Below are 13,470 nucleotides of genomic sequence, written 5' to 3'. Positions count from 1 at the left end.
GATATTTTACCTATTATGCAATCTTGTACTTTTGATGTGTGATGACACACTCTGGGCGAGACGCAATGACCACTCTATTCGCAATTTCTCTTACGACAGGCATTTTATCTGGTGTTTGGGGATGGATAGCCATCACCTTAGGTTTGCTTTCATGGGCAGGCTTTTTGGGATGCACTAGCTATTTCGCATCACCGAATGATGGTCTAAAGGGATTATCAGTTAGTTTGATAACCAATATGAGTGGTGTTTTTTGGGCAATGGTAATTATCCACGCATCGCAGTTTGCCTCGCTTGAAATCTTAGGTTATGTAATAACCGCAATTGTCGCTTTCTTGATGTGCATACAAGCAAAACAAACTTGGCTTGGGTACATTCCAGGGACTTTTATTGGTTCCTGCGCGACATTTGCGGCAGATGGAAATTGGAAACTAGTGATCCCTTCACTTATCCTTGGCGGAATCTTCGGTTATCTAATGAAAGCCAGTGGCTTGTGGATCCATCAAAAGTCAACTCAATCTCAGGCTAATGCAAGTTTACAGACTCGCTCTTAGCCTTTGATGCTCATCCTAGCAACAATACCGAGGTTGTTGAGGATAACCCCCGATTGATTTGTATCAGCAGTCTTTTTGATACGCGGCATCTAATGATTAGATGCCGCTTTTTTATGTATTGCCGTTAGCCATTGTCACAACGCGTTTTAATGTCCATCGAAGTAAAATAGGTATTCCTTCAATACCTTGGTTCTCACAATGTGAAACAATCGCAAGAGCAAGATCGGGCTTAGCAAACTTCTTAAGAACTCTCGTGACGACTTTTTTGGCTGGAATAGGGTGCTCTAAGGGAATTCGGAGCATATTTTTAAAAAAAGGCTCAAATCCATTGTTGTATAAATAGTGCTCGATGTCTCTATCAGGCAACTCTGTGAGCCTGTGGCGTTGTTGATCGTTATCGAGTTGCGCTTTAACTGCGGCCGCGTACTTCTTACCAGCAGCATCGCCGTCTGTCACCACATGCCAATCAATGCCAAAAGCCTTAGCCACTTTTATTAACGACTTTAAGCCTGATTGAGCAAATTCAATAATCTGTACGCCTTCGGCGGCAAGGTTATATCCACATTGATTAGCTAGTTCATTAAAAAGCCATACTTCGGTTTCGCCTTCAACAAGAAGCCAGCATCTAGCGAATAATGCCCCAGAGCGATGAAAACGGATGTGGAAACCAATACGTCTTAGTTCATCACGTCCTAACCCTTGATCGGGAATATATTTGGTAATCGTTCGGTCTGATAAGCGGACTAGGCGACGAATACTTGCGAGTGGAACCTGACCCAGCAAATCACCACTATTGGTAGTGAGGATTTTTTGCATTGGTAGCAGTTGTAGTAATCCCCATGCTCGAGCAAGGTGTGTCGGATGGAGTCGTCCCTCAGGATCTTCAATGATCAACAATGGCCGAGCACATCTTCTTAGGGTTGTAGGGCCTTTAGCCTGGAGATACGCATTAAGTAGGCCCATAAAAAGTAGTCGCGTTTGTTTGTCTTTGGTTTCTTCTACAACTTGAGAAATACTTTTTGAACCTGGAGAGGCATTGAAGAAAATCCCGTCACGTTGCTTGCGCAGATTCTTACGCGAGTTTGATTTAAATGAAAAGTAATGCTCAACCAAGGCGTTCATTGAGTTTAGGCTACTGCGCATCTCGCCTTTATTGACGTGCCCGGGGATCGCCAGTAATCTTCTGCAAGTGTTGTCGATACGTTTTTCTACCCGTGCATTGACATCTTTGGCATCTGAAACTGGTCTTTCGAACCTGCGCGAATCGCGCAATCGAATTACTGGGTGTAGGGTCATTAATTCTTGGGCCAATTTTTCAGAGTGATGTAGGTGAATGGGGTTACCGTCTAAGTCGAGAAATGTATATTCCGTCTCAATATCATATTGATCACGCGAAGCGCTGAGTCGATAAATAATTCGGTTTGTTCCCTGCGAATCTTGAACCCAAATGGGCTTTATCTTGCGGTAGCGGCCAGAGTTAATTTCATTTTTATCTGTTGATACTAGGCTTAATACGATTTGTAAGTGTTGAGACTGAGGGTGAGCGATGGAGTAATCGACGTGAAAGTCTGTAAGTTCAAAACTATATGGTATGCCTTCAGGCGGTAGGGCAACTGAAAGTGCATCGAGTAGTGAGGACTTGCCCCAAGTATTTTCACCAATAAGCGTCGTTAATTCATCAAATGCAATGGAAAGCCTTTTAATACCGCGAAAACCAGAAATTTCAATTCGCTCTAGCTTCATAGAGTCGCTCCACTATGCTTCTGTTCTTTTAAGCATAATCGAAAACTTCTGTATTGGCAGACGTTTAGCTCACAAAGAATCGGTAAAACTTGCAGTTGGTGACATCTTGAGCGATTAGGATGGATGTCACGAAAATTAGTGTATAGGGAATGTCATACATACAATAACTGTGAATTATAATTTTTCTGTCATACAGATTGCGTTAGGATAGCGTGAAAAGAGAGAGAAAACATGACAGATAAAAACAATAAAACAACTAAGCTAAGGCTAGCGCACATCAACGACACCCATTCCTATTTTGAACCTACTTCGTTACAACTCACCATCGGCGTTGAGGGTGAAGCTCTTTGCCCATATGTCAGTGCTGGTGGTTTTGCTCGTATTATGACACGAGTAAATCAGCTACGTGGGCAAGCAAAAGAAAGTGATAGGGAATTTTTGTTTCTTCATGCGGGCGATTGTTTTCAGGGGACGCTTTATTTTTCGCTATTTAAGGGCGAAGCAAATGCGACCATGCTCAACAATCTAAAAATTGATGCGATGGCGCTGGGTAATCACGAATTGGATATGGGCAATGAACCTGTTGCTGAATTTGCCAATCGAATTGATTTTCCGCTGCTTGCAGGGAACTGGGATTTAAGTGATGAGCTCAGTAATAAGCGATGTCGCTTGTCTGATAACCCAATTGTCCATAGCTTTAATAAAGAGACGCATTCGGCGAGCTGGATTATCAAAAAAGTTGGTGATGACTCGATTGCGATCTTCTCCCTAGCTCTCGATAAGATGGCAGATATTTCTAACCCTGATTGGGATACACCTTTTGTCAATTCAATAGAAACCGCCAAAAACACCGTTAAACAAATTCATAACGCGGGCATCAACAAAATCATCCTCCTAAGTCATATGGGTTATGAAGCCGACCTAGAACTTCCTAAGCATGTGAATGGGATCAGTGTGATTGTTGGGGGGCATAGTCACATATTACAGGGTGACTTTAGTGGCATCGGACTGGGAAAAGAAGACATTTATGGTATTAAAATCAATGATACGCATATTGTCCAAGCAGGTTTTCATGCGCTAACTATGGGGCATTGTGATTTAGAGTTCGAAGCCGACGGGACCTTAGTTTCATTTGAAGGGCGCAATGAACTGCTATTGGGGCGAAGATTATTTATCGACGCAAGTATGAGCGAAACTCACACTGATACCCCTTACCAAAAGGCCCGTGAATTTGTTGATAACCACCCCAATGTCGTGGTGTGTAAGAAAGACACGACGGTTCAAGGGGTGTTAAATGACAAGTACACTTGCCAAGTGCGCGAATTACAAAGAAAGATTATCGCCCGAGCAAAAAGAAAGCTGCGTCATATACGTGTTCCGGATGAACTTGGTGCGAGTGAACTTGCCCCTTTAGTTGCTGAGTCATTCACTTATACGATGAAACAATGTGGATTTAACGTTGACTTCGCTATCCATAATGCAGGTGGCGTGAGAAGTTCGATAAATCCGGGTGATGTGTCTGTTGCGGATGTTGCCGGAAAACTGTTGCCATTTGCGGTGCCGATTGGTGTCTACAAGATCAAAGGCGAGTATTTGCCACTCGTCCTAGAAGGTGCACTAGATAACGCGCTCAACAATGGCGTGGATGGTACTGGGGACGGTTCTTACCCATACACACACAACCTACGGTTTGATTACGAACCTTCAGCCGCAAAAGGCCAACGAGTTAGTCGATTAGAATTGAGAGCCCCAACGGGGGAGTGGATAAGAGTCAAACCTGAACATGTGTATCTAGGTACTTCGTCGGCCTATACCATGAAGGGGAAAGAAGGATACGAAGCTATTTTGAAAATGGAGAGTGAAGGGCTCATAACAACAAAATCAATGGCCGATTGTTTTATTAATTTACTCACAGATAAGCCTCAAACACTCAATCGTAACGTTAGCGATGTTGTTCCACAACGATGGCATAAAGGTTGCTAATTACTCCTAGGGTTCGTGCTACGAATAGATAGTACTCAAAGGAGGGTATTATGTGGAGTAAAGACTGGATAGACATTGCTGTCATTGTAAGCTGGGTCGGTGTATGGTCAGCACTTGTCTACTTTATTCCCGTTGGTGGTGTGTGACATCATAAATATGATTAAAGCACTCATATATAAACAGTGTGATTGCCAAATAACCACCACGGGAACGCAGTAAAAAGGAGCAAATAATTTGCTCCTTTTTAGTTTTAATTGTGGACTCATTTTCATTTCAAGAATAGAATTTGCCTTGTTTGGGGAGTAGTCGCCTCTAGTTTACTTATCGTCATCTCGTTAGACGTAGCTCTATCCGGTAAGTATAAATATTGCTGATAACCAGTATCAAGCCGTATTTCGACGAGACCAACGTAATCAGATGCTACACCAATGCTTATAGGCATTGGGGTAGAGTTTTTGTTTGCGGTAGGGATCGTCACACTTCAATACTTATCCGATCCCTCCGCCTCTGGAGGATTTATGACCCCAATTACTTACTTTAGCTTTGGAATACTGACACTAGTCCTTGTCGCACTCGATGTATGGCAAACCCGTGGTGGGCAAATCACGATAAAGAATGCAGCGGTTTGGAGTGTGCTTTGGTTCGCTTTAGCTTTTTTGTTTGCAGCAACCATTTACCTGTTCTGGGATTTTTATGCTCCGGGCAGTGAATATACTTCTGAGAAAGCAACAGTGTCGTTTATTACTGGTTATTTACTAGAAAAGTCCCTGAGCGTTGATAACTTGTTTGTGTTTGCGATTATCTTTCATCAATATGCGGTGCCAGAGAATCTAAGGCCTCGCGCTCTATTATGGGGGGTTCTCGGTGCGCTTGCCTTACGTGCGGTTATGATCGCAGTTGGCGCACAGTTGCTTGCTCAATACCATTGGGTACTCTACGTATTTGCATTGTTCCTTATCTGGACAGGTGTCCAGCTTGCGCGAGATAAAGGGAACGAAGAGATCAACCCACTCCCTGAACGTTTGATTCGCCGCTTTGTTCCTATAAGTCAACGCTATCATGGTAACGCATTGACAATAGTAGAGCAGGGTAAACGTATTGCAACGCCGATGTTCATTGTGATTGCAGTCATTGCATTTATGGACGTCATGTTTGCACTCGATTCAATCCCAGCAATATTTGCAGTAACAAGAGAGCCTTTCTTAGTGCTAGCAGCTAACGTGTTTGCATTGCTTGGTTTGCGCTCGCTGTACTTTGTTTTACAGGGGATGATGGATAAGTTTATCTATCTTAAACCAGCTTTGTCTTTCATTATGGTATTCATAGGAACCAAGATGGTGCTTGTCGGTTCTGAGTGGGAAATCCCAACCGTCGTTTCTCTACTAGTTCTACTAGCAACGATGACGACCGCTATTATAGCTTCTGTTATAAAGCAGAAAAATGATTCAGCGAGAACATCTGCACTTGTTGATAGATAAACTAATAAATTAAAACGATTAAGCCGCCACCTAAATAACAATTATTGTAAAATATTTGTGACGTAAGGGCGGTTTTTGGAGTACGTAAAAGATATCTATTCATTTTAATTAAGGGTGAGTGGAATAATAAGCACAATGGGTGCATATGATGAATTGTGCATTGTTAACAGGTTGTTTCATTAGGAAAACTTATCTTAAAAATTAAAAATAGTCATTTTTTGAGCAGTGAAATATTGCTTAATATTGCCTCATCGAAACGAATTATACAGTTTATAGAGAGGCAATCATGGCACAAGCAATGCACATCGGTAATATCGAAGCTCCTATCTCTATGGATAAAAAAACCTACTCGGTTTCTTTCAAAGGATTGATTGCACACCTATTAGATATTCTTTTTACTGACAACACTGAACCTCGCGCTCATTATGCGAGTGATTTGTCTGGTCATATGCAAAAAGATATCGGTCTTTATCGTTAAATTCGATTTTAGATTTCATAAAAACGCTAGCAGCTTGCTAGCGTTTTTTTTTTGCTTTTTGGAAATTTAATCGAACGACGCGCGGTCAATCTCTTCAAATAATCAAAAGTATTACTGATAAGGACTTTTAGATGACCGCTTTGATTGCTCTCTCCGTTATATCAACAGTAAGTGCCGGACAAATCTGGGTTAATGATGGCAAACCTGCTCAAGTCGTCGAGCTTTTTACTTCTGAGGGCTGTTCGAGTTGTCCACCTGCAGATAAATACATTTCCAAACTTGAACGTAGAGTCGACTTATGGGATGAAGTCATTCCCGTTGTCTACCATGTTGATTATTGGGACTATTTAGGTTGGAAAGACAAGTTTTCTAAACCTGAGTTCTCTCAACTTCAGCGCCTTTACCATGCTTATGATTTGGTTGACAGTGTCTATACACCTGGATTTGTCGTTGATGGCGAAGAGTGGCGCGGTTTTTTTAATTGGGTGAATAGAGAGTTGCCTGACAACATCCAGCCTGCAGCAAAACGTTTAACTCTGGTTAGGAAAGGGAACTCGTTTGAACTTAAATATGACGATAGTGCCGCCATGCTTGATGCGACCATTGTCTTTATCTCAAACGATCAAACAACAGTAATTCGAGCGGGGGAAAACCGAGGAAAAACGCTAGAACATGATTTTATTGCTCTTGCGCGCTCACAATCACGGTCTGATGAAGGACGTTGGCACTTCACTTATGAAGGGGAAATGAGTGAAGTGGATGCGGTTGCGGCATGGGTTACACCAGTGGGAAGCTTTGAACGGATACAAACGGTTGCGGGGACAATTGAGTAACTAGAGCTTGTTGACCTAATACTGTATAAGATCATGTTTCTCACAATTGAGGCACATTGTTGCTAACCTACAATTTATCCTTAATCTACTGCTACAAAGTGTCGTTTCACTCACCCAATGTGTCATCAAAGTGTAATGATCCGATCTAACTCAGCCTTGTCCGTGTGACTTCAAATCCAAAAATAAATCTACTCCTTTTGATCTACGCCTAGCGGGAAGTATTGATAGGATGAGGTGTTAATTCGATATCCAAATATAACGTCAAACTGAGGGTTAATGACTTTATTTTAACAAGTTTAACCTTAGAACGTGAATTGAAAATGGATATAAGAATGAACATCAAGCTAACAAAACTAAGCATTGCTATGGCATCGCTTGGGCTTCTAGCAGGTTGTAATGACCAACTAGAGGTACAAGTTATGGATGGTTACATTGAAAACGCCGAGGTTTGGCTCGACGTCAATGGTAACTATGAGAAGGATGACCATGAGCCGTCAGCAACAACGGACAAAGCCGGATATGCGGTAATCGATATCAGTGGTTTGTCTAAGCAAGATCGAAATGCTCACCTTATTGCTCACGTCAAACGTGGTGTTTCTATCGATAGCGATATCCCAGAAGTGAAAGCGACGCGAGATTATTTAATGTTCGCTCCTGCTGACCACAGTTACATTACGCCTCTCTCCACCTACGTATCGCTTCAGATGATGGACGGGAAGAGTGAAAAAAGAGCACTACGCAAGCTTCGACGTCAGCTAAAGCAACCTAAGTTGAACTTAGACTCTGATTATATTGAGCGCCAACAAGCACTTGTTGCAAGCACCGCTAAGGCGATGGCTCAAGTATTACCTAGCAACATTGAAGACCACACTTTAGACAAACTTATCGACACAGTAGAGCTCGGTGCAAAAGCCTTAGGCAAAGAAAAAAAACAAGGTAATCGCTTACTAGACGGCGTAACCCTAATGATTGACGCTAGCGGCGTTCCTGCTGTTTCCGCTGATACTGATGGCGATGGTGTTGCTGATGTAGTGGATTTGTTCCCGAACGACATTCAGGAGTCTGCGGATAGCGACCAAGATGGCATTGGTGATCATCGCGATTTAGACGACGATAATGATGGCTTTGCCGATGAAGTCGAAAGGAGTTTAGGTACCGACCCATACAACGCGAGTAGCCAACCAGACGATCTCGACGGCGATAAAATTCCCGACAGTTTAGACCCAGATATTGATGGTGATGGATGGAGCAATATCGATGAAGACCGCTTGGGTAGCAATCCATATTCTGCTCAGAGCAAACCAAGTGATTATGATGGTGATGGCATTGCAGATGTTGAAGACAAAGACATTGACGGCGACGGTGCGCCAAATAGTGCGGATGCGTTCCCTAAAGATAGATTTGAAAGCACCGATACTAACGGTGATGGGTTAGGTGACTTTGCTTCGAGCGATGATGATGGGGATGGTATCCCAGACTCGATCGATCCAAATCCTAAGAACCCAGATAACACATCAACTGAGCCAGCACCAATTTACCAAGAAGCCGTGATTTACTACAAGCGTGATGATGGCAACTACGCTGACTGGGGATTGCACTTATGGAACAACGGAAGTTGTGATTCAGTGAGCGAGGGGGCTTTAAATGGAGTTGATTGGGGTAACCCGTATAGTTGGAAAGAAGTTCACCCAGAATATGGGGCTAAATATGTTATTCCTTTAAAAGATGCACACGGTGCATGTATGAACTTCATCGTTCATAAAGGCAATGACAAAGCGTTAGGTGGTGATGACCTAAAACTTGAGTTCACTAAGGGTAATACGCTCTACACGACTCATGGCAATTCAAACATAAAATACTCGCCAAATGAACAAACTGTTGTCGAACTTTCAGGGGCTGCGGCGCATTGGTTAGATCTCAATACCTTTGCGTGGTTTGATCATTCACAGGCAAAAAGCTATCAACTTTGGTCAAGCGCCTCTGGCGCAGGAAATATTAGTAAACCACAGCAGTTTACGAAACACAGTTTGGACTTGGCCGGTGTCGTAGACAATGCAAAATTCCCTCATTTAAAAGGTCGCGTACAATTTAATCTAGCAGTGACCGCCGATGAAGCGAAAGGGTTACTCAAACAGCAATTAATTGCTGTCGCATTAGATGAACAAGGCCAACCTCTTGTAGCGACTCGCATACAGATCCCAGGTGTTATCGATACGCTTTACACAAATGGTCCAAATGACGCCGATGAAGCAAAACTAGGCAGTTGGATCCAAGGTGACACGGCAAACTTTGCGGTTTGGGCACCAACGGCTCAAGACGTCGAACTTTATCTATATGATAGCGACAAAGCGCTTGTTAAAGAGTCACCATTGAAGATGATTCTTGACCCAAGCACAGGTGTTTGGTCTTATCAAGGAAGCGCGGCATTAGAGAATATCTTCTATCGCTATCGCGTAAAAGCCTACCATCCAAAAACAGATCGTATTGAATGGATGATGAGCACTGACCCTTATTCATTATCTCTCAGCACCGATAGCTTACATTCACAATTGGTCGATTTAAGCTCAGCTCAAACTAAACCCAATGGTTGGGATTCCCACACCATCCCTGAGTTACAAAACCCAGAAGACAACATAATTTACGAACTTCACATTCGAGATTTTAGTGTCAGTGACAAGCACGGTACATCAGAGAGAAATGGTAAGTACACCGCCTTCTTAGAGGACGAGCGTGACAGTGTTAAGCAACTAAAATCGCTTAAAGAGTCGGGCTTAACAACCATTCACTTATTGCCAAGTTATGACCTAGCTTCGGTTCCTGAACAAGAGGCCAAAACGGTCAATCTCACCGATACAGTCGGTAAGCTTTGTTCTGTCAATCCTAAAGCAAAATTATGTGGTGATGGCACCAGTCATAGTACAACGATCTTATCTCTTCTAGAGCAAACCGATCCAAGTACAGGCGAAGCTCAGGCGCTACTTGCCGATATCAGACCACTAGATGGTTTTAACTGGGGCTACGACCCATTCCACTATAGCGCTCCTGAGGGTAGCTATGCGGTGTCAAAAGATGGCACTGATCGTATCCGCGAATATCGTGAAATGGTTAAAAAACTTCACGAGATGGGCTTCCGCGTGGTTCAAGATGTCGTTTACAACCATACTTACTCATCAGGTTTGTACGATAAGTCAGTGCTTGACAAAACCGTTCCAGGTTATTACCACCGATTGAACCCAATTACGGGTGCTGTTGAAAACTCGACGTGTTGTGACAACACCGCCTCAGAAAATCGCATGTTCGAAAAGCTTGTAGCAGACAGTGTCATGATGTGGGCGCAAGACTACAAGATCGATGGTTTCCGCTTTGACCTAATGGGTCACTTAATGAAGTCAAACATGCTGCATATCTACGACAAGGCGAAGCAGGTTGATCCTGATACTTGGTTCTACGGCGAAGGCTGGAACTTTGGTGAGGTCGCGAATGGTCAGCGTGGTGAGAATGCGACCCAATGGCCAATGGCAGGTACAGGGATTGGCACCTATAACGATAGACTTCGCGACGGCGTACGTGGAGGGGGGCCTTTCGATAGCGGTGATGCGCTGCTGAAGACGCCTGGATTTACCAATGCTGGCGACCGATTCGATGATGCACTCAAATCGAAGATGGATCTGATTCGCTACGGTATGACGGGCAACCTACAAAACTACCCACTTGAGACGTACAGTGGCAGTGTTGTGTATGGCAAAGACTATCAATATGGTGGTCAAGGCGCTGCGTACACCTTAGATCCACAAGAATCGATCAACTACGTATCTAAGCATGACAACCAAACCTTGTGGGACTTCAATCAGTACAAGGCGTCTGCCGATATGACATCTGAGCAGCGTGCCAGAATGCAGATCATTGGTATTTCTACGGTCATGTTAGGACAAGGCGTTCCTTTCCTTCATATGGGATCAGAATTGCTGCGTTCGAAGTCGATGGAGCGGGACAGCTACGATAGCGGTGACTGGTACAACAAGGTTGATTTCAGTAAGCAAACCAATAATTGGAATGTCGGCTTACCAAGAGCAGATAAAGATCAAGCTAACTGGAATGCGATTAAATCGGTGATTAGTAACCCAAACACGGTCGCCTCAGCAAAAGATATCGAGTGGTCAGACAGTGCGTTTAAAGCACTATTGCAAGTTCGTTCTTCAACGCCTCTTCTCAAGCTTGTTTCTGAAAAAGAGGTAGTCGATCGCGTGCGATTCCACAATACGGGAAGCAATGCCTTACCGGGGTTAATTGCTATGTCAGTCAATGATGGTATTTCTGTAGGCGCCGATCTAGATAGCAACAATGATGCGTTAATGGTCGTAATCAATGCCAATACTTCTGAGCAAACCCTCAAAGTAGCGGGGGCAAAAGATTTTGTCCTACATGATGCGTTGAGAAATTCAGATGATCCTATCGTTAAACAAGCGACGTTCGCCAACGAGAACTTTACGGTTCCTCCACTGACCGCAGCTGTATTTGTCTTGCCGCAGAGTGGAGGTCAAGGTGAAGGACTCGTTGTTGATAACAAGCCAGTCGATGTCGCGCCTTACGGCACTACTAAGCTTTACGTTCGTGGTTCAATGAACGGTTGGAGTACAGGTAGTGAAATGCAATACAAAGGCGAGGGTGTATACAGCTTCAACGGCTACTTAACACCTGGTGTGTATGAGTTCAAACTTGCTTCTGAAGATTGGAGTACGGTGAATCTAGGCTTTGGCTCATTCACACTTGCTGATGGCTCAGTCACCCTGGAAGATGCTGGAAATGGCAATATCAAAGTAACTGTCACCAAGCAGGGCGTGTATGACTTTACATTAAACGCCAAAGACAAGTCTTCGTTAAAAGTTGCGGTAAAAGATACTGAGCTAGATTACGGCTGTTACAGTGACAACAATAACGCTTGTGATCTACGAACTTATCAAGTGATGGTTGAATCTTTTGTTGATGGTGACTCGAATCATGACTACGGTGTAGGCTATGGTAATTCCCACCATAAAGGCGATCTCCAAGGAATCATCAACAGCCTAGACTATATCGCAGATCTAAACATGAACGCTATTTGGCTAACACCAGTGTTTGATTCATGTGCAGGGCAAGGTGGTGATAACAGACTTGACGCAACGGGTTACTTTGCCTGTGACTTCTTTAACGTTGATCCGAAGTTCGGTTCAAACGAAAAGTTAAAAGAGCTGATAGATTCTGCACATTCGAAAGGGCTTTATGTCTTCCTTGACGGTGTGTTTGGTCATACGCATATTAACGGTGCTAAGCCATCACCGACGGGTAAAGTGCCAAGCTTAAGAAAAGAGCCTGGATACCCAGGTCAATATGTCAACTACCCAAATGCCGATAGTGAAGCCTTCTTTACTGAAGTCGCGACCTACTGGATCAAAGAGTATGGGATAGACGGTTGGAGATTAGACCAAGCTTACCAAGTACCACTTAAGAGCTGGATAAATATCCGCACAGCGGTTGAACGAGCTTCAATGGAGAACGTTATCGCGGGTAAAAAGTGGGGAACACTGGGATACATGGTTGGTGAAGCATGGAGCAGTGCAGACGAAATAACGCGTACCGTTTATGGTAGTGACGCTGAACCCGGTCTATCATCGGCATTCAACTTCCCTTTACGTTACGGGTTAGTTCAAGCGCTTGCAGTGGAAGAGTCTGGTGCTAAGAGCAATGCACGCGCGCTCGACGCAGTTTGGAACTCACGTGTTAAATCGCCATACCATGCAATGCCCAACTTGATGATTGGTAACCACGATCTAGTACGATTCGGTGATTTGATTCAACGTGGTGGATTAGGTGACTATTTCCCCCGCCATAAAGCTGCATACAGTTTCTTGGCTGCGTACTCAGGCCCAATTACTTTCTACTACGGTGAAGAAATTGGTGATGAGGTAGAGCACTTTGCTGCTAAGGTCACGTCTGATTGTGCTAGCGTGGGTCAATGTGATGATCATGTGGCACGCTCAAGCGCTAAAGTTGAAGGTGTGACAGGAGAGAAGTTAAGTGCAGAGCAAAGCGATCTTAAAGCTTACGTTGCTAAGCTGATGAAGGTTCGTAGCGAACATCCAGCCTTATACAATGGTGAACGCAGAAACCTTTGGCTTGACGATACGCTTTACGCCGATCTTAAAGTTAATGGTGATCAGCAAGTCATCTATGCGCTGAATACAAGCGAAAACCAACGAACTCTGAATGTGGACTTGTCTCGTATTAAAGCAGCAACTACGTTTGTTGATTTAATCACTGGTGAGAATATTAACGTTCAGGCTTCAAACGGCAACGTTCCAGTGCCAGCACTAACGGGTCGTTTACTTCTTGTGAAATAGACACTCAATCAATAGTAAAAAGGCGCT

7 protein-coding genes are annotated in these 13,470 nt (G+C 43.7%); 6 read left to right on the top strand and 1 reads right to left on the bottom strand.

Features of this window, described 5'->3' with window-relative positions:
• Window positions 1-65: 65 nt before the first annotated feature.
• Window positions 66-551: a DUF1097 domain-containing protein gene (locus tag APB76_RS02595; protein ID WP_049846216.1), complete on the top strand. Its 486-nt coding sequence runs from the start codon at window positions 66-68 to the stop codon at window positions 549-551.
• 111 nt (window positions 552-662) lie between these two features.
• Here the strand turns inward: APB76_RS02595 and APB76_RS02590 are convergent, their stop codons facing one another.
• The gene (locus APB76_RS02590; RefSeq protein WP_049846215.1) at window positions 663-2,294 is read right to left on the bottom strand and encodes an ATP-dependent endonuclease; all 1,632 of its coding nucleotides are present in this window, start codon (window positions 2,292-2,294) and stop codon (window positions 663-665) included.
• Window positions 2,295-2,525: 231 nt separating this feature from the next.
• Between APB76_RS02590 and APB76_RS02585 the strand changes: the two genes are divergently transcribed.
• From APB76_RS02585 to pulA, 5 genes are all read left to right on the top strand, one after another.
• Window positions 2,526-4,277 carry a bifunctional metallophosphatase/5'-nucleotidase gene (locus APB76_RS02585; protein ID WP_054962854.1) on the top strand — a complete coding sequence of 584 codons (1,752 nt, stop codon included), beginning with the start codon at window positions 2,526-2,528 and terminating at the stop codon, window positions 4,275-4,277.
• A 518-nt stretch (window positions 4,278-4,795) separates the two neighbouring features.
• Window positions 4,796-5,755 carry a TerC/Alx family metal homeostasis membrane protein gene (locus APB76_RS02580; RefSeq protein ID WP_049846213.1) on the top strand — a complete coding sequence of 320 codons (960 nt, stop codon included), beginning with the start codon at window positions 4,796-4,798 and terminating at the stop codon, window positions 5,753-5,755.
• Between the two features lie 286 nt (window positions 5,756-6,041).
• Window positions 6,042-6,233 (top strand): hypothetical protein, encoded by a 192-nt coding sequence (locus APB76_RS02575; RefSeq protein WP_054962855.1) that lies wholly within the window; start codon window positions 6,042-6,044, stop codon window positions 6,231-6,233.
• 131 nt (window positions 6,234-6,364) lie between these two features.
• On the top strand, window positions 6,365-7,066 hold the full coding sequence (locus tag APB76_RS02570; RefSeq protein ID WP_054962856.1) for a DUF1223 domain-containing protein: 702 nt from the start codon (window positions 6,365-6,367) through the stop codon (window positions 7,064-7,066).
• Window positions 7,067-7,398: 332 nt separating this feature from the next.
• Window positions 7,399-13,443 carry a pullulanase-type alpha-1,6-glucosidase gene (gene pulA / locus APB76_RS02565; RefSeq protein WP_054962857.1) on the top strand — a complete coding sequence of 2,015 codons (6,045 nt, stop codon included), beginning with the start codon at window positions 7,399-7,401 and terminating at the stop codon, window positions 13,441-13,443.
• The last annotated feature ends 27 nt before the right edge of the window (window positions 13,444-13,470 follow it).

The sequence above is a fragment of the Vibrio bivalvicida genome (assembly GCF_001399455.2).
GTDB classification, from domain to species: Bacteria; Pseudomonadota; Gammaproteobacteria; order Enterobacterales; family Vibrionaceae; genus Vibrio; species Vibrio bivalvicida.
Note: the sequence above shows the minus strand (reverse complement) of the source record. Positions and strands in the feature narration are given on the sequence as shown.

What these genes read in the sequence shown, in the direction of transcription:
- APB76_RS02575 (WP_054962855.1), top strand. Translation starts at nt 6,042, where the DNA reads ATGGCACAAGCAATGCACATCGGTAATATCGAAGCTCCTATCTCTATG.
- APB76_RS02580 (WP_049846213.1), top strand. Translation starts at nt 4,796, where the DNA reads ATGACCCCAATTACTTACTTTAGCTTTGGAATACTGACACTAGTCCTT.
- APB76_RS02585 (WP_054962854.1), top strand. Translation starts at nt 2,526, where the DNA reads ATGACAGATAAAAACAATAAAACAACTAAGCTAAGGCTAGCGCACATC.
- APB76_RS02570 (WP_054962856.1), top strand. Translation starts at nt 6,365, where the DNA reads ATGACCGCTTTGATTGCTCTCTCCGTTATATCAACAGTAAGTGCCGGA.
- APB76_RS02590 (WP_049846215.1), bottom strand. Translation starts at nt 2,294, where the DNA reads ATGAAGCTAGAGCGAATTGAAATTTCTGGTTTTCGCGGTATTAAAAGG.
- APB76_RS02595 (WP_049846216.1), top strand. Translation starts at nt 66, where the DNA reads ATGACCACTCTATTCGCAATTTCTCTTACGACAGGCATTTTATCTGGT.
- pulA (WP_054962857.1), top strand. Translation starts at nt 7,399, where the DNA reads ATGAACATCAAGCTAACAAAACTAAGCATTGCTATGGCATCGCTTGGG.